Source organism: uncultured Chloroflexus sp. (assembly GCF_937129525.1).
Taxonomy (GTDB): Bacteria; Chloroflexota; Chloroflexia; order Chloroflexales; family Chloroflexaceae; genus Chloroflexus.
On record NZ_CAKZNK010000051.1, the window covers coordinates 1 to 25024 of the forward strand.

Here is a 25024-nt window from a genome sequence, read left to right on the forward strand (position 1 = left end):
TCGAAGGGGTGACGGTGACGTTGAGCGGCACGACCGGCGCGGGGGTGACGGTCAATCAGACCACGACGACCGATGCGAACGGCTTCTACCGGTTTGATAACCTCGCGCCGGGCACATACCAGATTCGCTTCAGTGACCTTCCGTCTGGCCTGACCTTCAGTCCGGCAGATAGCGGTAGCGATGATGATCGCGACAGCGACGTGGTCAATGCTGCTGGCGAGACGGCAAGCTTTGTTCTCAGCAGCAATCAGACCGATCTGAGTCGCGATGCCGGTCTCTATCCCTTACTCAGCCTGGGCAACCTGGTATGGGTAGATGCGAACAACAATGGCATTGTTGACAGCGGAGAAGAGGGCGCAAGCGGTATTCAAGTTCGTCTCTACCGCGATAGCAATGCCAACGGATTGTGGGATACGACCGATCACCTGGTAGCGACGACCTTGACCGATAGTGATGGCCGCTATCGCTTCTCTAACCTGCCGCAAGGTGACTACTTTGTAGTCTTGCCTGGCCGACAGTTCGAAGCCGACTCACCGTGGAACGGTTATCGCAGCAGCTCTGGCGGTCTGGCTTTGGGCAGCGGGCCATACGAGCCGGGTGTTGCCGCCAATAGCGATCAGGATAACGACGACAATGGCAGTCGTCAGTCTGGTACCGAATCAGACTTCAACATCGTGAGCAGTCTGGTTACCTTACGGCCCGATACCGAGCCAGATATGGCGGTTGACGGTGACGGTCGCCATAGCAACCTGACGATCGATTTCGGTATCTTCCATCCGGCTGTGCTTGGCGATCTGGTCTGGAATGACCAGAATGGCAACGGCATCCAGGAGACGGAAGAGCCAGGCGTGGCCGATGTGACAGTTACGCTCTACCACGTTGGAACGGACGGAATTGCCGGCACCGCTGACGATGCGCTCATCGCGACCCGGGAGACCGATGGTAATGGCTTCTACGAGTTTGCTGAACTAACGCCGGGTGATTACTACCTTGTCTTCAGCAATCTGCCGACGGGTGGGCGATTCACCGCAAACGATCAGGGCAGCGACGATGCGCTTGACTCAGATGTCGATCCGTTGAATGGAACCACTGCTGCCTTTACGCTGGTCAACGGCGCGCTTGATCAGGATTGGGATGCCGGTCTCGTGCTGCCATCCAGTGTGGGTAATCTGATCTGGCTTGATGTCAATGGTAATGGCGTCCAGGATGCCAGTGAGCCGGGAATCGAAGGCGTAGTGGTGCGGATTGTCGGCACTGACATCGATGGAAACAGCGTCAATCGCAGCGAAACCACCGCTGATGATGGGCGTTATCGCTTCGATGGTTTGCAACCGGGAACCTATCAGGTAACAATCGAGGTGCCGACAGGTTATCGGGTCACAGCAGCCAATCGAGGTGGGAATGACAGTGCCGACTCAGACAGTGATCTGAATGGCGCAATGACAACGTTCTTCTTACCCGGCGGCGCAAGCGACCTGACGTGGGATGCCGGCCTCTACCAACCGGCCAGTGTCGGCGATCGAGTCTGGCTGGATCTGAACGGAAATGGCGCGCAAGACGACGGCGAGTCGGGCATTGCAGGAGTGACCGTAACCCTGGTTGGTAGCACCGGTGCGGGCGAGACGGTCAACCTGACGACTACCACTGACAGTAACGGGCGCTATCGGTTTGAGAACCTCGTGCCGGGCACGTACCAGATTACGCTGGATGTGCCGGGCGGTTATGCGGTCACAGGCAGGGATCGTGGGAGCGATAATGCCATCGATTCAGACTTTGATCCGCTCAGCGGGTCAACGACGACCTTCACGCTGACCAGCGGCGCGAGCGACCTGACGTGGGACGCCGGCCTCTACCAACCGGCCAGCATTGGCAATCGGGTCTGGAATGACCTCAACGCCAACGGTATTGCCGAGAGTGGTGAAGAGGGGGTCAGTGGTGTAATCGTCAATCTCTACCGGGAAGATGGGACATTGGTTGGCACTGACGTGACTGACAGCAGTGGCTCCTACCTCTTCACTGACCTGCCACCGGGGAGCTACTACCTGGAGTTCATATTGCCAGGCGGCTGGCTCTTCAGTGCGCCGGCGCAAGGTAACGATGACAATCGTGACAGCAATGTTGATCCGAATACCAGCCGCACATCGGTCTTTACAATTGACAGTGGCGAGAGCGATATGAGCTGGTGGGCGGGCATTCATCAGCCGGCGCCGCCGACGGCGATCACGTTGCTCAGCTTTACTGCTGAGCGGCAGGGCAACGGTGTTGTGTTGCGCTGGGTAACCGGTAGCGAGCGCGATACGGTTGGTTTCCTGATCCTGCGTGGCGTCAGTAACGATCGCGCTGAAGCAACGCCGCTCTTCACGCTGCCAATACCGGCACAGGGCAGCGCAGGAAGCGGAGCGAGTTATCAGTGGTTTGACCGAACAGCGCAGTCGGCAACGACCTACTACTACTGGTTGGTCGAACTGGAAAGCGATGGCGATCGCAACGAGTTTATGCTGCACAGTCCAGCAGTGCAATTTACTCATCGCGTGCTGGTGCCGATCATTCTGCGCTAGCAAAGCGCGATGAAACTGCCCGGTCAGCAATGATCGCCGCTCCTCACAATTGCATGAGGAGCGGCGATCAGATTTTAAAGAGTATCAAGCCGGAAGCAAGTGGTGATTGAAGGGGTTGGCGATAGCGCAGGTGTTGTCCTGGCAGACTGGTATTTCCGACTGGCGAAACCAGCGAGAGCGTTTTTCAGACAATTTTTTGACTTCTATGCAAAAAATGCATGCTAAAAGCGTCACAGTATGGTATAATAGGCAAACAAGAATAAAAATAGCCATTTACAGTTAAACAGGTTAGAAGCAGCTAGCCGGAAGACTCTGGTTGCAACTTGTCTGACAAGGGTCAGTACACTGGTGAAACGATAAGAGAGGGTCTCTGCACCACTGCCTGTTCTGACCCTGGTTTCGCTGCAAACACCTGACACGAGATCGGACAATGAGTGCGAGGAGCCAGCGTTATGTACATTCGCTGGGTAGTACGGCGGCACAAAAATGCCGAGATAGCCAATACCAACTTCTATGATGCTTATCTGGTCGAAAGTTATCGTGATGAGCGCGGCCAACCGCGCCAGCGCACAATTGCCTATCTCGGTAATATCCGGCAGATCGGGGGGGAATTTCCGACGATTGAACGAGAGTTGTTTTTACTCCGCGCCGATCGCATTCTAGACTCATTGCCTGACCTTACTGAGCAAGACCGGCAAGATGCGCGCGCAGCATTGCGGCGCAAAGTGCCGCCATTGAATCGCGATGAGGTCATTCGCGGCTTTACCGCCAACCTGAGCTGGTATCGTCGCTGGTGGGAACAGAATGGCAATCCACTGAGCGATGAAGAAGTTTTGAGTATTGTGCGGTCGACGCGAGGAGATATTGGGCCAATTTAGACATGGCAAGCGATCGAATCAATCATTTTTTATACCAATGGTAACCGCTCCGTGGTAGGATATAACCATGGAGCAAAACATTGTCCTTATCGTCGATGATGATGAGCAGATGCGATTGCTGCTCATTGAAATTATGGCCCATCTGAATCTCCGCCTGCTCGCTGCGCAACGCGGTGATCAGGCCTTGCAATTGGCGCGCCAGTACCAGCCCGATCTCATCCTGCTCGATGTGATGATGCCGGATATGGATGGGTTTGAAGTTTGTCGGTTGTTGCGCGACGATCCCAAACTGGCGCAGATCCCGGTTGTTATGATCACCGGTTTGCATGATCGCGAAGCCAAGTTGCGTGGTTTTGAGGCCGGCGCTGATGAGTTCATTACCAAACCGTTTGATCCTGGTGAGTTACAGGCGCGCATCAACACGGTATTGCGGCTCAACCGCTATCGACGACTCCTCAATGAGCAGGCGCGGGTTAATGCTGAACGGGCGCGATTTGAGTGGGTAGTAGAGAAATCTGACAATGCCTATCTGATCATCAATCGCAACGATCAGATTGTCTACGCCAATCCCCGCGCGCGCATCTATCTTGGTCTAGGGGCTGATGAACCGCTGGCTCAGCCGTTTCGCGCGCTGGCCGCGCATCGTTATCGACTGGCGCCGCCGGAGGCATGGGAGAACTGGCCAGATTCAACCGATCTTCAACGTTTTCTTGTGCATCCCGAAACCTTGCGCAGCGCCGAACAGTGGCTTAGTGTTGAGACCGCCGTCGTTCATCCAGTCGATGATCAAATTGTCGTGACGATCCGTGATGTCACGGCGCAAATTACCGCGCAACGTGATATGTGGACGTTTCACACCGTGATTTCGCATAAACTCCGCACGCCGCTGGTGAGTATTATTGGCGGATTAAACATCTTACACGACAATATGGATCAGATCGATCGCGCGATTGCCCGCAATATTGCCTCAATCGCGTTAAGTGGCGCGCATCGCTTGCAACATGCGATTGATGATATTTTGCATTATGTGCGTAGTCCTGGTGATGCCCATCACATGGATACCTGTACAGTGTTTGATTTACCCACGTTGCTGTCATCGCTCAGCCAGGATTTAGGTATGCAGACGGTCAGCGTCTATCTTGATCCAGCGCTTGATACACGACGTTTACGCATTTCGCGTCGCAGTCTGGAAGTAGTATTGCGGGAATTGTGCGAAAATGCTATCAAGTTTCACCCAAATCATTCGCCAGGTGTAACGGTGCGGGTCGATGCCGATCTCGCGCGCGATCAGGTGCGTTTGATCTTCTGTGACGATGGCATCCATTTGCCGCCCGATCAATTACGGAAGGTCTGGCAACCTTATTATCAGGCCGAGCGCAGTTTCACCGGACAGGTCGAAGGCATGGGGTTGGGTCTAGCGCAGGTGGCGCGGGTTATTCTGGCAGTTGGCGGTAGCTATCAAATGCGCAATCGGCCCGACCGACCGGGCATTTGCGTTGAGCTGCGCATCCCCTTCGCTGAGGAGCAAGCGCAAGGCTCAGTGATTGGCTTGACGGAGCTGTCAAGTTGACGCTGATCGGCTCTTCTGCTACTCTGTAAAGCCGGTTCATTGCAGCGAAGGAGCCGATACGTGCGAATTGCCATTACCGGAGCAAATGGGCAATTGGGCCGCGCCCTGATTGCGGCGCTGGCCGATCATCACGAGATTGTGGCCTTGAGTCACGACCAGCTTGAATTGGCCGAACCGGCAACCGCCGATCAGATTGCTGCCACTGGCGCTGATGTAGTGATCCACGCTGCTGCTTATACGAACGTCGATGGATGCGCGCGCGATCCCTTGCTGGCATACCGGGTCAATGGCCTGGGAACTCGCTATGTTGCGCTTGGCTGCCGTCGAATTGACGCGGCGCTGGTTTATATCAGCACCAATGAAGTGTTTGCCGGTGATGCGCAGCGGCCATACCTGGAAGACGATCTGCCTCGTCCGATTAATCCTTATGGTCAGAGCAAACTGGCCGGCGAGCAGGCAGTGCGCGCGTTGTGGCCACGCCACTTTATCGTGCGGGTAGCCTGGCTGTTTGGCGGCGAGCGCAATTTTGTCCGCACAGTGCTGCGATTGGCGACTAACCCGCCTGCCGATGGATTGCGAGTGGTAGCTGATGAAATTGGGAGTCCGACGTATACCGTTGATGTGGCAGAGGGGTTGTCGCGCTTGATTACGACCGACTATTACGGCACGTATCATTTTGTCAACGATGGCATCTGTTCGCGCTACGATTTTGCCGCCGAGATTGCGCGGCAAGCCGGAATAGAGGTGTCGATGCGTCCGATCCGGTTGCGCGATTTTCAGCGTGACAGCACGCCGCCGCCTTACACGCCGCTGGCCAATGTCGCCGGAGCGGCGCTCGGTATCACGTTCCGGTCGTGGCAGGCTGCGCTCGATGATTATCTTTCTCGTTTGCGACGCGAGTCTGCATTGCTATGATCGATGTTATTGTGCCCAACTACAACGGCAGCGCATTGCTGCCAACCTGTCTCGACTCATTGCGGGCGCAGACGCGGCGCGATTTTGTCGTAACGGTGGTTGACGATGCCAGCACGGACGATTCGGTTACGTTGCTGAGGTCACGTTACCCTGAAGCGCAGGTGCTGGTAATGCCGCATAATCGTGGCTTTGCCGCCGCAGTCAATGCAGCGCTGGCGGCAACGCAGCGACCATTTGTGGCTTTGCTCAACAACGATACCGAGGCCGATCCGCGCTGGCTGGAAGCGTTGATCGGGGCGCTCGAACGCTGGCCGCAATTCGCTTTTGCTGCCTCGAAATTGCGGTTATTCGACCGACGTGATGTGTTGCATTCTGCTGGGGATTTCTATCGAATCAACGGTGAACCGGGCAACCGTGGCGTTTGGGAGTTTGATCGCGGCCAGTACGATGCCTACGTGGAAGTGTTTGGTCCGTGTGCCGGCGCTGCCGCTTACCGGCGGAACGCGCTCGATCTGCTGGCGGAAGATGGCAACGTATTCGACGAAGAACTGGTTATGTATTGTGAGGATGTTGATCTCAATCTACGCGCGCGACGTAAGGGTTTGCGGACCATCTTTGTTCCGACTGCTGTGGTCTACCATCGCCTGAGTGCCAGCGGGGGTGGGGTGTTAGCCAGTTACTATTGTGGGCGTAATTTTCCGCTGGTCTGGGCCAAGAATATGCCGGCGCCGCTGGCGCGCCGACACTGGCCGGATTTGCTCGTTTCCCAGGCACGCTTTGCAATGCATAGTTTACTCCACATTCGTGAGCCGGCAGCCCGCGCTCGTCTGCGCGGTCAGCTTGCCGGTTTGCGCGCATTGCCCCGCTTCCTGGCTCGTCGTTCGGCAGAGCCGGAAGAGTCAGCAATGGTTACGGCAGCCCTGGCACTTGGCCAGCCGCCAGTACAGAGATAGCCATGACAAACAACAGCGAACCATTCCTCTCGATTGTGATCCCAGCATACAACGAAGAGCGGCGGCTGCCGGCTACGCTCGCGGCAATTATCGCGTTTTTAGCCACAGAACCATACGGCAGTGAGGTGATAGTTGTTGATGATGGCAGCGATGATCGCACAAGCGAGGTTGCCCAATCTTTCCCTGGCGTGACAGTGTTGCGTTGCGATCATCGCGGTAAAGGCTTTGCAGTGCGAGCCGGCGCGCTGGCGGCCCGGGGCGACATTATCTTGCTTTGCGATGCCGATCTGGCCGTGCCGATTGAAGAATGGCCGCGCCTGCGCGCTGCTATTGAAGCCGGTTATCCAATTGCCATTGGGTCGCGGGAAGGCGTAGGGGCGTCGCGAGAAGGCGAGCCTTGGTACCGTCATGTGATGGGGCGCGTCTTCAACTGGATCATCTGGCTGGTTGCTTTGCGCGGTATCAATGATACTCAATGCGGTTTTAAGGCGTTGCGCCGCGAGGTGGCGCGCGATCTGTTTCGCCGGATGCGCATCTATGGCGATGATGCGCCGATCGTGCGCGGCGCTGCCGTCACTGCTTACGATGTCGAATTACTCTTTCTGGCTCAACGCCGTGGCTACCCAATAGCTGAAATTCCGGTGACCTGGCGCTACGGCGTCGAAACAAAAGTTAATCCGTTCCGCGACTCGTGGCGCAATCTGCGCGATGTGTTGCGAGTTCGTTTCAATGATCTCTGTGGTCGCTACGATGTTACATCCGCTCCGATTGAGGAGGTTGCGCCGCGATGACCCCTGCTCAACGCGCTTATCTGCGTCGGTTAGCCCATTCGTTGCCGGTCACAGTGATGATCGGCAAGCACGGCCTTACCGAGAATATTCTGTCGAAGGTCGAACAAGAGCTTGATGCGCATGAGCTGATCAAGCTACGTTTTATCGACTATAAAGATGAAAAAGCCGATCTGCTTGAAACAATAGTGTCGGTAACCGGCGCCGACCTGGTTGCGATCATCGGCCATACTGCCATTTTCTATCGACAACACACCGATCCAACCCGGCGCCGGATTCATCTCTAGACACTGCTCAGCAGGTGTGGAAGCTTCGCCTTGCCTGGATCGAGGGCAAATGCTGCCAATGATTGGCGGTCGCCTTGCCCGATCTCTGAGGTTGCTGTCGGGTCTATCGTATGGAAAGCCTGCTATGAATACGAAAGCTTTGCAACGTGGGTTCTGGATCTCGTTTTGGTCGGTAGTCACAATAATGACTGTGCGGGGAGCGGTCATTGCGGCGCGTTTGCGCAATCCGCGTGTGACCAGTCTGAGCGGGATCGGGCCGGTCTATGCCAATCTGAGCTGGGGATACAGCGCTGGCGCTCGGCCCGTTAATGTTGTCTTTGATGTGCAGTTTGCCGGCGGCGCAACCGGGAGTGTTACCGTTGACGGCGAGGCGCTCGAGGCTGAGGTACCGTTAATCAGAACGGCTCGGGTCGGTGAAACCTACACCATCACGGCGACTCTGGTCTACCGCCGGTTAGGCTGGACAATTACCCGCCAGATGCAGGTGTCGGGTCAGGTTGGGTAGTCTGCGCCTCGAGTTCGGCGATACGGGCGCGTACCTGAGCCGCCAGGCGTTGCAACTCGCGGTTGACTACGTACTGCCACTCAGCAGCCTCGTGATCTTCAAGCGCGCCACCGCCATACTTTAGCTCCATTGCCAGATGCCAGCCTCTGCGCTCGGCAAATTTTTCCAGTTCTGCGCATCGGCTGGGTGACCAGCGCCGCCGGATAAACTGACGGAATGCGCGCTCCATCCGTCCTGAGCCATCGGGGTTGAGCGCTGGAAGCGGGAAGAAGGGCTCCTGATCGCGTGGATCGGGGGCGGCGGCTTTGCTAAAGTAGAGTGTGCGTTGGGTGATCGAGTAACGCCACTCGCCATCGCCGTGGTAGTTGCCGGGATTGTTGGCGATAGCGCCGGTGAGCATGCGATCAGTGATGGTCATCGTTGCACCTGTTCCTCAAAAACCGATCTGACGATAGCAGCCTGTTCTATACAGCATAGCACAGAGATGGCGTCGCGACAACCGTTTCGCATATTGTGGATAAAGAGATGACCGGTTGTTGCCTTGCCTGATTGAGCCGAATCGGCATATACTTATAAAAGGATAATGTTTTGAAATTAATTGAGCTGTTACATGGCTATCGATCCACGAGAATACCGCGCCACGATGGGCCTCTTTGCCACCGGTGTCACCGTTATTACCGCCGGTGACGGCGACCAGATTCGGGGCATGACGGCCAATTCGCTCACATCTGTATCACTCGATCCGTTGCTCTTGCTGGTGTGTGTTGACCGCCGCGCCCGCATGGCACCGGTTATCAGCACAGCAACCCATTTCGCAGTCAATATTCTTCGTTCTGACCAGGAAGCAATTGCGCGCCATTTTGCCGGCCAACCGCACCCTGAGGTTGTCATTCCGCTGACCGAAATGGCGGGAGCGCCAGTGTTGAGCGATAGTCTCGCCACGCTTGTCTGTCAGCGCGATCAGATCCTCGATGGCGGCGATCACCTGATCGTGTTGGGGCGCGTGATTGCGCTACGCCGCGCCGCCGATGGCGATCCATTGCTCTATTTTGGCGGCGCTTATCGCCATCTGGCCGAGCTTTCATCTTCGCTGGTGTAAACTGCTTCTCCGACTTCTGCCGGCGCGCTACGACGCGCCGGCATCGACATTGGCTACCGCCGGGCCAATTTCACCGGGTACGCCTCACAACGATGCGCTAGCCTGTCACCAGCGCTGATTGCCATAGCGCGCGCTCATCTGCGCTAGCGCGAATCTGGTCAGCGTGCTACGATAGTAGGTGTGGGCATGCGGTTGCGTGCTGGTGTGACGATTGGAGTTGGCGGCGATGACCCATTTTCGCCGACGCGCCCTGATTGGCCTTGGCTTTATATACGCCATTCTGATCTGGGCAGGCGCTCAGCCGATCCTGGTGACGCGCGGCTTGCCGCTCGTCTGGTTCGCGGCAGGAGTTGCGGCAGGAAGTGCGCTATTGTTTGGGCGTCGGGTGTTACCGGTCATTTTCGGTGGCGCTCTGGCAGGATATAGCGCTGTCTTCTGGCAATTGGGCGTCAATGACCAACGCCTTCTGATAATTGGCCTGATCTTTGCCGTTAGCGCAACCGGGCAGGCGTGGCTTATTGATCTGCTGGTGCGTCGATTTGGTGGTTTATTCCCGCCGACAGACGTGCCCGGCGTCTTGCGCGTGAGTGGTTTGTTGACGCTGGCCGTATTGCCGGCGCCTTTCGTTGGCGCCGCGACGATGGCAATAGCTGGCGTGCAATTGGCGTTTGTCTGGCCGCTGGCGGCGCTTCAGTGGTGGCTCAATTTTGTTGCCGGAACCTTGTTACTCGCGCCGTGGATTGTGTTTGGGTTTTACTACTGGCAAAAACGCGCCGTTTCTGATCTATGGCTGTGGCCGATCAGCAGTCTGTTACTCGCACTGCTGCTGCTCAGTCTCCAACTCATCTGGCGTGATGCTGAGCAACGATACACCGTTGCATTGCAAATCGATGCCCGTGAGGTTGCCAGCCTGGTCAATGATCGCTTGATTCGCTATGAGCAAGCAATACAGAGTGTTCGCGCGTTCATTGCCGCCTCGCAGCGGGTCGAACAGCACGAATTCACGACCTTTACGCGCGCCCTGTTCGACCAGTTGCCGGCGTTGCAGTCAGTCGGTTGGGCGCCACGAGTAACGCGAGCAGAACGGTTAGCCTTTGAGCGCCAGATTCAAGAGACGGGCATACCTGACTTTGCCATTCGCGAGCCTGGAGCGTATGGGCCGGTCGCAGCAGATCGTGACGAATACTACCCGCTCACCTACGCTGAGCCGTTTGCCGATCGGCGTCCCGTATTGGGAATGGACATGGCGGTTGAGCCGATCCGTCGCGAGGCGTTAGCGCAGGCTCGTGATAGTGGTCGGACAGTGATGACTCAGGCTATCCGACCGTATACCGGTAATGTTGTTTCACCGTCAGTATTGTTGATCACGCCGGTCTATACGTCGGGACCGTTACCGCAATCGGTCAGCGAGCGTCGCGAACGGATTCGCGGTGTGGTCTTGCTCCTGGTGTCTCCGGAGGAGCTGGTGGCGCAGGCGCTTGGCCCGATTCAGGCGCCTGATCTTGAGATCATGCTGCTCGATCAGACTGAAACACCACCGCGCCTGCTCGCTTTTCTGGCGCCGGCGGCGCCGACATTGCCGGTTCCACCTGATCCAACTGCATTTCTGGCTGATTCCAGCGCGCGAATTGAGCTGGCAAGTTACCAACGCTCATGGTTGCTGGCAATGCGACCGGGAGCGACGTATCCGAGGTTCTGGTTTAATTGGGATGTGATCACGCGCTCAGTGGTCGCCGTTGCCAGCGTCGTTGTTTTCTTCATCTTCTACAATGAGCGCCAGCGCCATGAAGCGCGCCAGCGCCGACTTACCCGCACATACATGCTATTGAGCGCAATCAATCAGGTTATCATTCGCGAACGCGATCCGGCCCGAATCTTGCAGGCAGCCTGCCAGATTGCAGTGAAAGAGGGCGAGTTTCGGCTGGCGTGGGCCGGGGTCAGACAAAGCTATGCAGATGGTGATTATCTGGAACCGGTAGCGATCGATGGCGCAGGGCAAGACTGTGCTGGCGCGTTGCGCGCGCGCATGACCGAAGATAGTTCTTGTCCAATGGTTCAAACGTGGCTGACCCGGCAATCGTGCATCATCGACGATGTTGCCACCGATCCGCGAGCCGTGCGCTGGCGGGAATGGGCGTTGCGTTGTGGCTTTCGCTCGCTGGCCAGCTTTCCGCTGATTGTGGAGGGCAAGGTATATGCCACGCTGGGTTTATATGCCGATCAACCAGATTTTTTCACCTCAGAAGAGCTGCGCTTACTTGATGAGCTGGCCCAGGATATTGCTTTTGGAATTACCGTTTGTCGGCAAGAGGAGCAGTTGCGGGCCAGTGAGCAGCGCAACCATATGATTGTCAGCGCGCTGCCTGACATTGTTTTCCGGTTAACCCGAACAGGCTTGATTATCGATGTGGAGTCGCCGGCGGGTGTGAAGCTGCTGAGCGAACCGGAAACGTTTCTGAACCGACCATTGGAAGTTGCGCTGGACGAAAAGCTTAGCCGGCAGGTGCGCGCGGCGCTGGATGCGGCCTTCACCAGTGGTGAATTGCAGGCTTTTTCTTATCAACTGACAATCGATGGTCAAGAGCGCTATTTCGAAGCGCGGATTAAGGCCATTCCGGTTGGCGATGAAGCGATTGCGATTGTGCGCGATGTAACGGCGTGGCGCGTGGCCGAATTGCAACTACAGGCTGAGCGCGATCTGTTGAGCCGGCGGGTAGCCGAACGCACTGCCGAGCTGAGTCGGGCCAATGCCGAATTGGGGCGCGCGGCGCGGGCTAAGGATGAATTTCTGGCCAATATGAGTCATGAATTGCGCACACCACTCAATGCCATTCTGGCCTTGAGCGAGAGTATGCTGGAAGAGTTGCGCGGCCCGCTGAATGAACGGCAGCGCGCCGCGATTCAGACGATTGAAACGAGCGGTCGCCATTTGCTGACCTTGATCAACGACGTGCTCGATCTGGCTAAAATCGAAGCCGGTCGCATGGATATTATCAAAGAAGTGGTAGCGCTCAGTGATATTTGCGAAGCGAGCATGACTCTCGTGAGAGAGCAGGCCAGGAAGAAACAGATCCGGCTCACGCTCCAGCTTGCCGAGCCGCAGGCGCGTTTTCTGGCCGATCCTCGCCGTCTCAAACAGATTTTGGTCAATCTACTCAGCAATGCAGTCAAGTTTACCCCTGCAGGCGGTTCAGTGACGCTGCGAGTTGACACTGATGTGGCGCAGGGTACGATTACCTTTACCGTGAGTGATACCGGGATTGGTATCGCCCCCGACCGGTTACAGCAACTGTTTCAACCCTTCGTTCAGCTCGACAGTGGTTTGAGTCGTCATCACGAAGGCACCGGATTGGGGCTGGCGCTGGTTCGACGGCTCGTCGATCTGCATGGTGGGAGTGTCGCAGTTGTCAGCGAAGTGAATAAAGGCAGCGTGTTTACGGTTACGTTGCCATATCAGGCAATTACGTCAGGACTGGTCGTATCGCCGATGGAGAGTCAGCTTCCACCGCTCCGACTGGCGCTAGTGATTGCAGCATCGGCAACGACAGCCGATCAACTGGCGCGTTATCTGGAAGAGCAGCAGACTCAACCGGTGATCTGCTCTTCCGGGCAAAGCGCAGTTGCGCAGGTGGCGGCGCTCCATCCCGATCTGGTTATCCTCGAGCTGCAATTGCCTGATCGGTCGGGATGGGAGATTATGGCCGATCTTCGACACGATCCCGAATTGCAGCACATTCCGGTCATCCTGGTCGCAGAGACGGATGAGGTAGAGCGCGGTCTGTCAACCGGCGCGGTAGCATGTCTGGTAAAACCAATCGATCGGATGGAGGTACAGCAAGCATTGCGTCAGATCACAACGGCGCGACCGTCAGCAACGGGTGACATTCATCTCGGAGCGCGCGTGCTGTTGGCCGAAGATAACGAACTCAACCTGATGACGATGAGCGAATACCTCCAGGCGCGTGGGTATGAGGTGCGGGTAGCGCGCAATGGACGTGAAGCCATCCAGATGGCTGTCGAATGGATACCTAACCTGATCATCATGGATATCCAGATGCCTGAAATGGATGGTCTGGAGGCCATCCGGCAGTTGCGCGCCTATGAGCAGTTTGCGACCACGCCGATCATTGCCGTGACTGCGCTGGCCATGCCTGGCGACCGTGAACGATGTTTGCTGGCCGGCGCGACCGACTATCTGGCCAAACCGGTGCGGCTGCGCAATCTGGTTGAGCGGATCGAGCGATTCCTCAAACAACGGCAACATGCAATATAATTCCACGGATATTGGTATGAGGCATGTGCTACAATCAGACATAAGGTAAAAGCCGGTCTGGCCATTTCGGCGCTACCGTCACAGCCCTCGCGTAACACCAGGCAATGATCCTTGTTCACCGGCTACCACGCTTTCGCTACGAGTGAGTGCAGCGATTGCTGTAACGTTCGTCACCGGCGTCACTACGCAGACGTATCAGCCCCACAACCAGCTTTGTTGCGAGGGACGCGCCATTTTACCCAACCTGAGCATTCAGCCACTCCCTCGAGCGATTCAGACAACACCTGCAACCACAACCCTGAGAGAGGAGCCGCTATGCTAGCCCGAATAGCGCTCAGTTTACTGCTTGGCTTCATCTGTGGCACAACCGGTCTCGTCTTTATGCCAGATCTGGCTCGTGTCATCGGCCCGTTTATCTGTGTAGGCGAATTGCAACCGGTGCGCAATGAGGGAACTCTCCACTTTCGTTGTCGCACAATTAATGGTGAGGAGCAACGACTTGATCTCAAGCAGATGCTGCCATACGCGATTCTCAGCACTTCACTGCTGTTGATACCGCCGGTACATACTGCTATACGTCGTTTCGAGCGACGCTACACAGCGATTCGGCAAGCGATGGAGCGCGACCTATCGACATCGGTACCGGTGCGGGCCGAACTGTTAAAGGTTGAGATGGTTGGTTCGTACAAACGAGCGATTCTGATGCGCGCCGTGGAGGTTGAGTTAACGCTATGGGTATACCCGCCGGGGAACCGCCCTTACGAAGCGCGGGTGGTGTGGCTGGTTGAAGAAGCCGGTTTGCCGAAATTGCGACGTGGCGCATTGCTGGCATCCCGGATCAATCCACTACGACCACAGCGGGTCTATCCAGCGGAGGAGTGGGCAACATATCTGTGGAACGAAGCGACGCCAGCCGGATAAAACGAGGATCAGCATGCGGGTAGTGTAACGACCCGCATGCTTGCTGTTATGATTGCCCATTGTGGGCGAGGCGTCCTTCTGACTGCCGCTGATCAAGGAGGATCCAGAGTATCAGTGCCAGCAATAACCAGTGCAACTGATCACGAATCAATGCAATGACACCAATGAGTTCACGCGCGAAAGGCATCGTGTCGTAGACCATCTGCAACAGGCGCGCAGGCAATGCTTCGAGTTGGGCCAGCAGATAATCAGCTCCGAGCTGGAACCAGACAAGCTGGTACAGGTAGCTGGCGCCGATAATCGATACCAGCGCGGTCACTACAATAAGCACTACGGCCAGGTAAAAGCGCCAGCGCGGCAGCGGCGCTGGATCGGGCGCTGTGATTGAGGTGCCGGGCACCAGTTGGAGCAGGCGACTCGTCAGCTCAGGTGGCGCTTCCCAGCGCAACTCGTGGCGCAGGGCTGCATCGAGCAGCTCGTCGGGTGGTGGTGTTGACAATGGAGCGCTCATCATTCACCTCCTTCCCCACTCCGGCAATAAACGCAATGGAGTAATTTGCAACAGCCGGTCATCGGCAGGCTTGCGCGGCGACTGATTGACGGCGCGAGTTGCCGGTGGTTCATGCGGTTGCAACAATTGCGCCAATCGTTCTTTACCGCGCCGGATGTGACTTTTCACCGTATTGAGGGGCAGGTCAAGGATCTCGGCAATATCGGTATACTTGAGATCTTCAAAATAGTACAACGTCAAGACAAGGCGATAGTGTGGTTCAAGTTGTTCGAGCGCGCGCCGCACTTCGAGGCGGAGCTGGTTTAGATCGAGAGATTGCGCCGGATCGACCAGGCGGTCGGGATCGGCGACGGTATGGAGTGCATCAAGTTCTTCATCGTCGGATGCAGGCGGCACGAGCGGCGCCTGACGGCCCCGTCGGCGCAATTCATCGCGGCACAGATTGACCACCAGTCGATACAGCCAGGTTGTAAAGCGGCTCTCGCCGTTGTATTGTGGCAAGGCGCGAAAGAGGCGGATAAATGCCTCTTGGGTCAGATCGGCAGCATCGTCAGCGTTTTTTAGCACGCTCATCGCGATGCTATAGACATAATGTTGCTGACTGATAATCAGATCAGTCAATGCCTGTTGATCGCCCTGTTGGGCGCGCACAATCGTCTCGCGAGATGGTTCAGCCACCGATGTATAACTCCCGGCGCTGATGATCAGCGCCATACGTTTACTGCGGTCATGCAGCAAACAACCGGCTGATAAATAGACGAAGGCGCGGAGAATAAAGTTGCAGGCAACACGAAAGTCTGAGCGCCATATGGTGAATGGCGCTCAGACTTTTATCAAGGTACCGGATCGTAGCCGCCGCGAGCGAAGGGATGGCAGCGCGCAATCCGTTTGATCGTCATCCAGCCACCGCGTAGCGCGCCGTATTTCTTAATCGCTTCGTAGCCGTAGTGCGAGCAAGTGGGAGTATAAATGCAGCTCGGTGGTGTCCACGGCGAAATAGCGACCTGATAGAAGCGAATAAGCTTAAGCAGCAACCAGCGGATCATCGGCTTACTCCAGGGGATCCTTGCCGATCGCGAAGGCGCACGACGAGCAATTACCTTGCCCCATGCATGATATCTGCTCGACCGAGAAGCGGCGACCACCGCTCACCCAGGCGGTTGCCTCTTCGAGAATACCGCGAGCGATATAGAAGACGGGACCTGGCTCAGGGCGCGTGATACAGTTCGAGCAACGAGTAATGTGATAGACGAACCGTCCGCGCTCTTCTTCGACATGGCTCGACTGGTCTGAGAAGCGATCAAATGTCTGGGCAGTGGCATTGAGCACGATCTTGAGCTTCATGGTGATCGGCATCAGTTTCAGTGCCAGATCAGCCATTCCAAGCAGCGGACCGAACTCTTTCAGACCAAGCGAGAAGGCAACACGTCCGGCGCGCAACTCAAGACCGCGCGCTCCACGCGGCCCGTACATCGTGCCGAGCGCCACCGAGTATTTCGAGATGGCCTCAAAGGGGAACTCACGCTTGAGGTCATTCGGTGGGTAAGCGTCGATGTACTGTTGCAGATCGGCAAGCCGGAGGAGGGCCTTCACGCCGTTCTGACCCATGACTTCCTCCAGCGACAGGAAGCAGAGTCGGCCGATCTTGTTAGGATAGTACAGGCCGCGGAAGGCTTCTACTGACGTCATGGGTTCTCTGGCTCCTTCTCACAGCTACGAAGAGAACGGTTTCTTGCAACAACGCTCATACTATAACAGAAAATAGCGATCAGCGCACAGTCTCCCATACTAGATGCGCCAATTCGGGCAAGATGAGACGGTCAAGACCAAGCTGTACCGCGTTCGGCGAACCGGGCAGGCAGAAGATTAGGGTCCCACCGAATACGCCAGCAGTTGCGCGTGAGAGCATCGCTGCCGGCCCTATTTCAGCAAAAGAGAGCATACGAAACAGCTCGCCAAAACCGGGCAACCGCTTTTCGAGTAAGGCGTCAATGGCTTCAAAGGTGCTATCTCGCCGGGATATACCGGTACCGCCATTCGTAATGATAACTTTGCACCCTTCAGCAGCAAAACGACGCACCATCTCAACGATTTGCGCCGGTTCATCTCGCACCACGGCATATTGTACCACATTGTGGCCGTTTTGCGTCAACGATGTGCAAATGTAGCGACCACTGTCGTCGGTGGCCTCAGTGCGACTGTCGCTAATGGTGAGAACGGCGCAGGGGATGGACGCCGTTTGCTCTGCTGCCAACTGGCGATGTTTTTGATGCCCCATAATACGGTTCCCTACCGTTGGTTCACTTGCTGTATCCTACCACAATTTGGGGGTTTGTGTCCAATCAAGATTGATGTCTGCTTCCATGGATACGAGAGTTTCTGGGTGCGGGTAGCAGCGATACATCTGTCACTCTATTGCTTCGCCTTTCCGATTATGGCATTCGGTGCCTGGGCCGTAACGAGGTTTGCTTTCCAGGCCGGGTATGCCGATTGGTTAAGATTTTGCGCCGTTACCTCGCAAAGTCTTGTATTCACAAACGATATTTGATATATTTATGCCAGATCTTATCTGCTCAAACCGGTATTGATGCGGCGTAGCATCGTTATCATTCATCACGCTCCGGCATCGCCGCGAGCGTGCTGTTGTTTTCGAGCGTTGCTGCCAGGGAGGTGTTAATGGCAACCACCACAACGGTCAGGATCAATCACGACGAAGTGATGGCCGCGCTGCGACGGTGCTACGATCCGTGCTGCAAAGAGCGGCAGGTGAGCGTGGTCGATATGGGGCTGGTGGAGCAAGTTCGGGTGGAGGACGCCAGGGTCGATATTGACATCATTTTGACGACCGGATGGTGTCCATTTGCGCTGCATCTCTTGCAGATGATGGAAGCGGAGGTGAAAACGCTGCCTGGAGTAGAACAGGTGCAGGTCAATATTACGTGGGATACGCCCTGGTCGCCTGATCGGATGTCGCCGTTAGCCCGTGAGCGGTTGCGGTTGCCGCTTGAGCAGTTGTTGCCGTTGCGCGAAGCGCGATTGCGTCGCGCGCAGCAGGAGGGTGCGCCATGATCGAGGATACTTTTGTGTTCGATGGGGTGTGCCACGTCTTCAATTTTGACAAGGCGAACGCTTTTGGCAAGCCGGGTGAGATGTTTATCGAACACCTCTACGCCTTTCATCAGGTGCTGAACGCGCCCGGTGAGAAGACGCTCAGCCGCGAAGAGTATATGCGTGAGTGGCACGCTGATGAGATTGCGCGGATGGTGTTTGATGAAAGCCCCACCGATATGATCATCGCTCAACCGTTGCCGCTGACCGACCTGTTTAAAGATGGTCTGTCAAGTTGGGAACGCTGCGCTGATATGGCGCGTCGCTATCCTGACCGAACGATCTTCTGGGGGTCGGTTAACCCGCTAGAAGGGAAAAAGGCGCTCGATCTGATGGAGATTCAGGTTAAGGAATATGGCGCGCGTGGCTTCAAGCTCTACAATGTGCGCTATGACTATGGTCAGCCCTTCCCCTGGCGCATGGACGATCCACGGGTGGCGTTCCCTGTTTTTGAGAAGGCGCTGGAGCTGGGTGTCAACATCATCGGCGTGCATAAAGGGGTGCCGCTCGGCCCGCAACCGGTTGAGCACACTCAGGCCTGGGATATGGATGGCGCAGCGGCCAATTTCCCTGAGATCAACTTTATCATCTTTCACGTGGGTCTGCCGTTTATCGATGAAATCTGCTGGCAACTGGTGCGCTATCCCAACCTCTACGCCTCGATTGCCGCAACGGTGAACTTTGTGGTGCGGTCACCGCGGGTATTTGCCGAGACAATGGCCAAACTGCTCTTCTGGTGCGGTGAAGATAAAATTATCTATGGCGGCGAAACACCGATCTGGCATCCTCGCGGAGCGTTGAAGGCGTTCTGGGAGTTTGAGCTGCCTGAGGATATTGTGCAGGGGTATGGCTGCGGCCAGTTGACGAAGGAGGCGAAGAAGAAGATCCTTGGGCTGAATCTGGCCCGTCTGCACGGGATCGATGTCGAGGCGAAGAAGCGTAGCCTGGGGTTGGTTGCATAAGGTGAGATTGGGGCGCCGATGGTGCTAGAGCGCATTGTCGGCGCCTTTTCGCCGGTTTAGACCGTTTCGTATTCGGCCAGTAACCATTCTAGCGCCAGCAGATAGCCACGCCAGCCCAGGCCGGTGATCTGGCCGCGCGCAATTGGCGCGATGACCGATGTGTGGCGGAACGCTTCGCGCTGGTAGACATTCGACAGGTGGACTTCGATGATCGGCGCTGACAGCATCGCTAATGCGTCGCGCAATGACAGTCCGTAATGGGTAAGCGCACCCGGATTGATAATAATTCCCATTGCCTCCCAGCCGCGTGTTTGAATGGCATCAACCAGTTCCCCTTCGTGATTTGATTGTATGCATTGCACTTCGATCCCGGCAGCCGCGCCGCGCTGTTTGAGCGCTTCATTAATTGCATCGAGTGTCATGGCGCCGTAGATGTGCGGTTCGCGACGGCCCAGCATATTCAGGTTGGGGCCATGGATGACCAGAACTGTCTTGCTCATGTGGCAATATCCCCTTGCGGACTCCTAGCGACTGACGACGGGAATGAAAATCGGGTCACCAAAGATTGACTGACGTGTCAGATAAATGAGCGAGAGTCGAACACTGCTGCGCTGATCGGGATCGCGCCGTGAAGTGGCAGTGAGAATGAGATCGTTGCGCAGCGCAACCGGCTGAATTGGCGGCAGATTGACGGTAACCCGCAGACCATAGTCAATGGCACCGCCGTTGAGAGTGACACTGTCCGGGACGACGATGACCCCGAATTTGCTGTCAATTCCGCTGACCGTCAAATCAAAGGTATCGGTGTCATTTCCTAGATTCTCTAACGTCAAACCGGTGAAGGTGATGCTGGAGATACCGTCGGGAATTCCGCGAAGCTGCGGGCTATTGAGCGCTACGCCGGTTACCAGACCCACGCGCACCCGGTCAAAGATAGTAGCGCTGACACTGCTATCGCTCTGCGAGACGACGGTGACCCGAATACTGCTCAGGGTCGCGTTAGCCGGCAGTCCCGGTGGCAAGGTGAGAAGCACGGCGATGTCGCGACTCTCGCCTGGCCCAAGACTGATCAAATTGGGTGTGGCAATTGCGCTTAGTCCATCACCCTGCACTGCGCTGATCGTGTAGGTGTCGCTGCTGAAACCGAGGTTGCGCACCGTATGGGTAATTACTGTTGTTTGATCGGGGAGGGCGACTACCTCACGCTCCGGTTCGATCTCTACATCACGGAGCGCGCCAACCTGAACGGTATTAGTTGCGCTGGCGAGCGCGGCGCTGGCGCCGCTGGCGCGAGCCACTACTGTGATGGAGTTGCTCGTGCCGACAGGCGCTGTGGTTGGTATGCTTACTGTGACAGTGATGACTGTACTGCTCCCTGGCGCCAGGACGGAGCTGGTGGCCGGCGTGACGACTGGCAATGGCCAGGTTGAGTCTGCGCTGCTGGCGCTCAGATCGTAGACGATACTGGATGAGCCGGTGTTGCGCAAGGTATGCGTAAAGACGATGGTTGCGCCAGGGACGCTGTTGCGCGTCACGCCGGATGAGAGTTCGGCGCTATCGACACTGTTGACCGTTACACTGTCAATGACTTCGGCGCTGACCAGTGGATCGCCGCGCGAGATGGCCCGCGTAGTCGCGGTGGCGGTTGTTCCAGCCGGAATACTGGTTGGAACGGTGATTTGCACGGTTACGGTCAGGCTGGCATTGCGCGCTAAGACCACGGTTGCGATGGGATTGACCGTTGCCGTCCAGCCTGGCGGTAGCCCCTGTACGCTCAGATCGAAGATGTCAGGAGCGTTGCCGGTATTGGTAAGGGTATGGGTAAAGGTGACAACTGCGCCCGGATCGCCACCTGCATTCAATGGCGTTGGTTCAAAGCTAAGTCCTCGCAGCGTGGCAACGGTGACCGTTGCGGTGGTGGTGCGCTCGGTGTCGGGTGCAGGAGGGGTAAGACCACCGTTGCGCGCGATAGCCCGGATCGTCACCGTAGCATCACCACCATCAGCCGTAGCCGGGACGTTGAGCTGGATGGTGTACGCGCAGGTGAACGTACCGGTTGGCACAGGAGAAGGGCAGGTATTGTTTGCGCCAGCCAGACTCCAGCCGACAGGCAGGGTCTGGGTAAAATCGAATGGCACGGCAGCGTTGCCACTATTGCGCACAGTGACGGTGACGGTGGCGGTGGCGCCAGGCAAGACCGGGTTGGGGGTAACGGCTGGCGCGCCAACGAACGTCGGGGTGCCGCCGCCAAGAACCTGCACGGTACCGCTCGCGGTGCGGTTTGGTGGTGGATTGGCGCCACCGCTGGCAGCAGCCGCTATAGTGAAATCATAACTGCCGACCGGTTCGGCAGGAGTGGCCGTGACCGTGAGCGTGATGGGGCGGGACTGACCGGCGGCCAGCGTGAAGGTACCGGTGGGAACACTGGCGAAGGTAAGTCCTGAAGCAGGTGTGGTTGTGGTAGGCGGCGTGATGATGAAGGTGTCGGTGAAATTACCGGTATTGGTTAATGTGTAGGTAAAATCAACCGCGCCACCGGGAGTGACCTGGCGACTGGTTGGAGCAACTGCGCTAAATTCAAAATTGCGAACGATGGGTACCCGAACCGTATCGACTGTTGCCGGATCGCTCTGTTCGGTAAAGGTTTGGGTTCCTTGTTGGCTAACAGCGCGCACTCGGAAGGCGAACGAATAATCACCGGCGAGCAACAGTCCACTATCCGGGGTATTGGCAACAATGGTCAGTGTGGTTGTTGCGCCAGGAGCCAGGATGGAAGTCGCAAATGTTGCCGACGCGATACTCCATCCCGTCGGCGGCGTTCCGTTGAAAATGGGTAGGCCGCTGCTCCCATCAGGACGGATGACACTCAGATTGCCGGTAAGCTGACCGGTGTTGGTTACGGTGTGCGTGAAGGTGACGGTATTTCCCGTCCGTTCGACGATCTGGCCAGGAGAGACAACCGGTTGCGCAGGGATAATGGTTACCGCCTGAGCAGTCGTAGTCAGTGTAACGCTATTCGAGACCGTCTGATCGCTGCGCGCCGTGACAGTTGTCGTATCGATGTCGCCTGGGTTGGCGGTCAGCGGCACTGCTGCGCCGATGATGATCTGCGCACTGCCGGTAGGGGGCACTTCAACCAGAGCCGGCCCGCTTGTCCAGCCGCGATTGCTCTCCAGGGTCAGGTTATAGGTGCGCGTCACAGATGCTGTATGCGAAAGCGTGAGCGTATAGGTAGTTGAGCTACCTAGACTAACGGCGCGGTTGCTACCACCGGTGACAGTGAGGGTGGCTGTTGGAGTGCTACAGGCATCGGTAGCAAGGACATCAAGAGCGTTCGAGAAGGGTGAACTGTTGCCAGTCGCAGGGTTGTGGACGGACGCAGTAATATACCCCAGACAACCGGTAATATTGGCGCTAAAACTACCATCGGCGGCAGTGACTGTACTGGTTAGGAAGACCGGCCCTTCGCGGTTGCGATCTGTGATACTGGCGCTGCTGGTGAAGATCTCAACCACGCAGTTAGCGCCGCAGCCGGTACTGCCGCTGATGATCGGCGATCCGGCAGTGATCGGGTTGAACGCCGGCGCAGCGAGATTGCCATTGGCGCCGCTACCAAGACTGATTCCATCGCCAGCATTGTCCTGCGTGGTATTGCGCGACATGAGCACGCCGACAACGCCATCAGCCACGAAGATGCCGTGACCGAAGCCAAGCCGACCATTCCGCACCAGCCGATTCTGCACGAGCTGGTTGTTACTGCTACTGACACTGATCCCGTGGGTAGCGTTAAATGCGGAAGTATTGCCCTGACCGCTAAACGCTATCAGATTGCCCTCAATCCGGTTATTATTTCCGCTCCCGATCAAGATCCCCTCTTTGCGCGTGGTGGTACCGCTGCCGGGTGTGTCACTGCTAGAAGCGCGCACGCCGATCCGATTGTTGATAATCTGATTATTGCTGGCATTGTTGCGCAGATTGATCCCTCGATCGACACCACCGATCAGATTGTTGCGCACCGTGGTGTTGCCGACAGTCGAGAGGCGGATCCCTTCACTATCGGACGCAATGCTGCTGGCCAGAATGCCGTTGCCGTCTGCCCTGACACCAAGGTAGTTGCCCTGAATCGTGTTGCCGTTAGCGACGCATCCCGATCCACAGGGTTCAATCAGCACTGCTGCGCCTGATCCGGTATAAGCGAAATTGCCTGCTGCGATCACATTGCGGTCAGCGGGGTTGGGGCCACCGATCAGCGTATTGCTGCCATTTTCAATGTAGATGCTGGCATCGCCGGTGCCATAGCCAACCGCAGGAGCGTTAATTGTGGTAGTGGTTGTTTGAGCGCCGGTCGGATCAACTCCGACATAGTTACCGCGCACAACCGTATTACTTGCCCGGATTCGAATTCCGTTGGTGCGCGCGCCGGCAATGACATTACCCGGCCCGATAGTCGTTGTGATCGAGTTGTCGTTACGACCAACGAAGATGCCCTCGCCGCCAGCGGTCTGGTTAATCGTGCCGTTTCCGACCGGAAAGGGATTGCCACTGCTGTTAAGCGCTACCCCGATATAGTTACCGGCAATCACGGTAGGACCGGTCGCAAAATTGGTGTCGGCAATGACAATTCCGCCGTTCGTATTGCCGCTGATGTAGTTGCGGCCTGCAACGGGATTATTCGGATCGCCGATTTCTGTATTAATTGCGCCATACGTGGCGCCACCGGCCAGCAAAATGCCAATCCGATTGGCAATCACGGCACCGGTGGGATTGACCCCGATCCAATTGCCGGTGATACGAGTGTTACGCGGAATGCTGGCCGATCCGCTGCTGGTAGAATTGCTAAACAAAACGATACCGGCAGCGTTAGCGCCGGTGTAGCCGCCGATCAGGTTGCCGCTAATTAACGTGTCGCGGGCATAGTTCTCGACTGAAATCCCGCCAAGGTTACCTGCTGCGGGGGTGGTCACCAGCGCCGCAGTTCCTGCTACGTTCGTGCCAATGTAGTTACCCAGGATTTGATTTCCGCTCAAGAAGGACGTGCTCAAGTTGTTATTCAGGCCGATGTCAGCCGTTGCATTGCCACTGATGACGTTGCGGTCAGTCGGATTGCCGGTTCCAATCTGGTTATTGCTGGCGCCGCCATCGATGAGAATGCCGTAGCCGGCATTGGGTTCGGGCTGGCCATTCAGGTGACCGATCCAGTTGCCGACAATGAGATTGTTTTGGGCATTGCTGCGTAGATAAATGCCAGATCCACCGTTGACGAAACCGGCGCTGCGATTGAAGCGCACGATGACCAGCCCGCGAATGACATTGTTGTTTGACGCAATGACGAGTCCGTGCGCCGGGATAGGTATATCGTCATTGGTGCGCAGTTGTTCGCCACTCAGAATAACGGAATGGTCGCTCCCCGCATCAATCGTTGTCCCTCCCTCACTTAGCGCCGGCAATCCTTCGTTGCGCACATAGATCGTGCCACTGACGCTAAACGTAATCGTATCGGGCACGCCATTGCTGTTTGCCGCCAGAATCGCCTCGCGGAGCGTGCAACCTCCCGGTGTGACAGTGCAGGCGCCATCGTTGGTATCGGCCAGTGAATTGACAGTGAATGTGGCAGCCAGGACCGGCGGCGCTGCCGGCAACAGGCTAAGCAGGAAGATCACCAGGATGGCAAAGCGATAGTGTCGGTGCATAGCGCG

Annotated in this window: 21 protein-coding genes; 13 read left to right on the forward strand and 8 right to left on the reverse strand. The window is 56.6% G+C overall.

What is annotated here, in order from left to right:
• From Q0650_RS05435 to Q0650_RS05470, 8 genes are all read left to right on the forward strand, one after another.
• Positions 1–2558 (forward strand): SdrD B-like domain-containing protein (locus tag Q0650_RS05435; protein ID WP_298816691.1); only part of this gene is annotated, 2558 nt, incomplete at its 5' end.
• 452 nt (positions 2559–3010) lie between these two features.
• Entirely contained in the window at positions 3011–3436 is a 426-nt protein-coding gene (locus Q0650_RS05440; protein ID WP_298816693.1) for a hypothetical protein, read from the forward strand.
• Between the two features lie 67 nt (positions 3437–3503).
• Positions 3504–5006 (forward strand): response regulator, encoded by a 1503-nt coding sequence (locus Q0650_RS05445; RefSeq protein WP_298816695.1) that lies wholly within the window; start codon positions 3504–3506, stop codon positions 5004–5006.
• Positions 5007–5066: 60 nt separating this feature from the next.
• Positions 5067–5921, forward strand: coding sequence for a dTDP-4-dehydrorhamnose reductase (gene rfbD / locus Q0650_RS05450; protein WP_298816697.1), 855 nt, complete (start codon positions 5067–5069; stop codon positions 5919–5921).
• Entirely contained in the window at positions 5918–6874 is a 957-nt protein-coding gene (locus Q0650_RS05455; protein ID WP_298816699.1) for a glycosyltransferase family 2 protein, read from the forward strand. Before rfbD ends, Q0650_RS05455 begins: the two co-directional genes overlap by 4 nt.
• A gap of 2 nt (positions 6875–6876) precedes the next feature.
• Entirely contained in the window at positions 6877–7665 is a 789-nt protein-coding gene (locus tag Q0650_RS05460) for a dolichyl-phosphate beta-glucosyltransferase (RefSeq protein ID WP_298816701.1), read from the forward strand.
• A complete protein-coding gene (locus tag Q0650_RS05465) occupies positions 7662–7949 on the forward strand; it encodes a YhbY family RNA-binding protein (protein WP_298816703.1) in 288 nt (95 codons plus the stop codon). The genes Q0650_RS05460 and Q0650_RS05465 overlap by 4 nt, the downstream gene beginning before the upstream one ends.
• Positions 7950–8073: 124 nt before the next feature.
• The gene (locus Q0650_RS05470) at positions 8074–8454 is read left to right on the forward strand and encodes a hypothetical protein (protein WP_298816705.1); all 381 of its coding nucleotides are present in this window, start codon (positions 8074–8076) and stop codon (positions 8452–8454) included.
• On the opposite strand, the gene Q0650_RS05475 is transcribed toward Q0650_RS05470, so the two are convergent.
• On the reverse strand, positions 8417–8872 hold the full coding sequence (locus Q0650_RS05475; protein WP_298816707.1) for a hypothetical protein: 456 nt from the start codon (positions 8870–8872) through the stop codon (positions 8417–8419). The two genes, Q0650_RS05470 and Q0650_RS05475, sit on opposite strands and share 38 nt — an antisense overlap.
• Before the next feature lie 192 nt (positions 8873–9064).
• Here Q0650_RS05475 and Q0650_RS05480 point away from each other — a divergent pair, with 192 nt between their 5' ends.
• From Q0650_RS05480 to Q0650_RS05490, 3 genes are all read left to right on the forward strand, one after another.
• On the forward strand, positions 9065–9553 hold the full coding sequence (locus Q0650_RS05480; RefSeq protein WP_298816709.1) for a flavin reductase family protein: 489 nt from the start codon (positions 9065–9067) through the stop codon (positions 9551–9553).
• Positions 9554–9779: 226 nt separating this feature from the next.
• Positions 9780–13826 (forward strand): CHASE domain-containing protein, encoded by a 4047-nt coding sequence (locus Q0650_RS05485; protein ID WP_298816713.1) that lies wholly within the window; start codon positions 9780–9782, stop codon positions 13824–13826.
• Between the two features lie 315 nt (positions 13827–14141).
• Complete coding sequence (locus Q0650_RS05490; protein ID WP_298816715.1) at positions 14142–14747, forward strand: hypothetical protein; 606 nt, start codon at positions 14142–14144, stop codon at positions 14745–14747.
• Between the two features lie 46 nt (positions 14748–14793).
• On the opposite strand, the gene Q0650_RS05495 is transcribed toward Q0650_RS05490, so the two are convergent.
• From Q0650_RS05495 to Q0650_RS05515, 5 genes are all read right to left on the reverse strand, one after another.
• Positions 14794–15258 (reverse strand): anti-sigma factor, encoded by a 465-nt coding sequence (locus Q0650_RS05495; RefSeq protein ID WP_298816717.1) that lies wholly within the window; start codon positions 15256–15258, stop codon positions 14794–14796.
• A 3-nt stretch (positions 15259–15261) separates the two neighbouring features.
• Positions 15262–15972 (reverse strand): RNA polymerase sigma factor, encoded by a 711-nt coding sequence (locus tag Q0650_RS05500; RefSeq protein WP_298816719.1) that lies wholly within the window; start codon positions 15970–15972, stop codon positions 15262–15264.
• A 119-nt stretch (positions 15973–16091) separates the two neighbouring features.
• Positions 16092–16304, reverse strand: a complete 213-nt coding sequence (yidD, locus tag Q0650_RS05505) for a membrane protein insertion efficiency factor YidD (RefSeq protein WP_298816721.1) — start codon at positions 16302–16304, stop codon at positions 16092–16094.
• 4 nt (positions 16305–16308) lie between these two features.
• Positions 16309–16947 carry a 4-vinyl reductase gene (locus Q0650_RS05510; protein ID WP_066788492.1) on the reverse strand — a complete coding sequence of 213 codons (639 nt, stop codon included), beginning with the start codon at positions 16945–16947 and terminating at the stop codon, positions 16309–16311.
• A 79-nt stretch (positions 16948–17026) separates the two neighbouring features.
• Complete coding sequence (locus Q0650_RS05515; protein ID WP_298816723.1) at positions 17027–17536, reverse strand: molybdenum cofactor biosynthesis protein B; 510 nt, start codon at positions 17534–17536, stop codon at positions 17027–17029.
• Between the two features lie 398 nt (positions 17537–17934).
• On the opposite strand from Q0650_RS05515, the gene Q0650_RS05520 reads away from it, so the two are divergent.
• Together Q0650_RS05520 and Q0650_RS05525 are read left to right on the forward strand one after the other, a co-directional pair.
• A complete protein-coding gene (locus Q0650_RS05520) occupies positions 17935–18327 on the forward strand; it encodes a metal-sulfur cluster assembly factor (protein ID WP_298816725.1) in 393 nt (130 codons plus the stop codon).
• Complete coding sequence (locus tag Q0650_RS05525) at positions 18324–19328, forward strand: amidohydrolase family protein (protein ID WP_298816727.1); 1005 nt, start codon at positions 18324–18326, stop codon at positions 19326–19328. The genes Q0650_RS05520 and Q0650_RS05525 overlap by 4 nt, the downstream gene beginning before the upstream one ends.
• 56 nt (positions 19329–19384) lie before the next feature.
• Here Q0650_RS05525 and aroQ read toward each other — a convergent pair whose 3' ends face one another.
• Together aroQ and Q0650_RS05535 are read right to left on the reverse strand one after the other, a co-directional pair.
• The gene (gene aroQ / locus Q0650_RS05530; RefSeq protein ID WP_298816730.1) at positions 19385–19828 is read right to left on the reverse strand and encodes a type II 3-dehydroquinate dehydratase; all 444 of its coding nucleotides are present in this window, start codon (positions 19826–19828) and stop codon (positions 19385–19387) included.
• Between the two features lie 24 nt (positions 19829–19852).
• Entirely contained in the window at positions 19853–25018 is a 5166-nt protein-coding gene (locus Q0650_RS05535) for an NEW3 domain-containing protein (protein ID WP_298816732.1), read from the reverse strand.
• Between the last annotated feature and the right edge of the window lie 6 nt (positions 25019–25024).

What these genes read in the sequence shown, in the direction of transcription:
- Q0650_RS05500 (WP_298816719.1), bottom strand. Translation starts at nt 15,972, where the DNA reads ATGGCGCTGATCATCAGCGCCGGGAGTTATACATCGGTGGCTGAACCA.
- Q0650_RS05485 (WP_298816713.1), top strand. Translation starts at nt 9,780, where the DNA reads ATGACCCATTTTCGCCGACGCGCCCTGATTGGCCTTGGCTTTATATAC.
- Q0650_RS05520 (WP_298816725.1), top strand. Translation starts at nt 17,935, where the DNA reads ATGGCAACCACCACAACGGTCAGGATCAATCACGACGAAGTGATGGCC.
- yidD (WP_298816721.1), bottom strand. Translation starts at nt 16,304, where the DNA reads ATGATCCGCTGGTTGCTGCTTAAGCTTATTCGCTTCTATCAGGTCGCT.
- Q0650_RS05445 (WP_298816695.1), top strand. Translation starts at nt 3,504, where the DNA reads ATGGAGCAAAACATTGTCCTTATCGTCGATGATGATGAGCAGATGCGA.
- Q0650_RS05475 (WP_298816707.1), bottom strand. Translation starts at nt 8,872, where the DNA reads ATGACCATCACTGATCGCATGCTCACCGGCGCTATCGCCAACAATCCC.
- Q0650_RS05440 (WP_298816693.1), top strand. Translation starts at nt 3,011, where the DNA reads ATGTACATTCGCTGGGTAGTACGGCGGCACAAAAATGCCGAGATAGCC.
- Q0650_RS05525 (WP_298816727.1), top strand. Translation starts at nt 18,324, where the DNA reads ATGATCGAGGATACTTTTGTGTTCGATGGGGTGTGCCACGTCTTCAAT.
- Q0650_RS05455 (WP_298816699.1), top strand. Translation starts at nt 5,918, where the DNA reads ATGATCGATGTTATTGTGCCCAACTACAACGGCAGCGCATTGCTGCCA.
- Q0650_RS05470 (WP_298816705.1), top strand. Translation starts at nt 8,074, where the DNA reads ATGAATACGAAAGCTTTGCAACGTGGGTTCTGGATCTCGTTTTGGTCG.
- Q0650_RS05465 (WP_298816703.1), top strand. Translation starts at nt 7,662, where the DNA reads ATGACCCCTGCTCAACGCGCTTATCTGCGTCGGTTAGCCCATTCGTTG.
- Q0650_RS05495 (WP_298816717.1), bottom strand. Translation starts at nt 15,258, where the DNA reads ATGAGCGCTCCATTGTCAACACCACCACCCGACGAGCTGCTCGATGCA.
- Q0650_RS05490 (WP_298816715.1), top strand. Translation starts at nt 14,142, where the DNA reads ATGCTAGCCCGAATAGCGCTCAGTTTACTGCTTGGCTTCATCTGTGGC.
- Q0650_RS05510 (WP_066788492.1), bottom strand. Translation starts at nt 16,947, where the DNA reads ATGACGTCAGTAGAAGCCTTCCGCGGCCTGTACTATCCTAACAAGATC.
- Q0650_RS05480 (WP_298816709.1), top strand. Translation starts at nt 9,065, where the DNA reads ATGGCTATCGATCCACGAGAATACCGCGCCACGATGGGCCTCTTTGCC.
- aroQ (WP_298816730.1), bottom strand. Translation starts at nt 19,828, where the DNA reads ATGAGCAAGACAGTTCTGGTCATCCATGGCCCCAACCTGAATATGCTG.
- Q0650_RS05535 (WP_298816732.1), bottom strand. Translation starts at nt 25,018, where the DNA reads ATGCACCGACACTATCGCTTTGCCATCCTGGTGATCTTCCTGCTTAGC.
- Q0650_RS05460 (WP_298816701.1), top strand. Translation starts at nt 6,877, where the DNA reads ATGACAAACAACAGCGAACCATTCCTCTCGATTGTGATCCCAGCATAC.
- Q0650_RS05515 (WP_298816723.1), bottom strand. Translation starts at nt 17,536, where the DNA reads ATGGGGCATCAAAAACATCGCCAGTTGGCAGCAGAGCAAACGGCGTCC.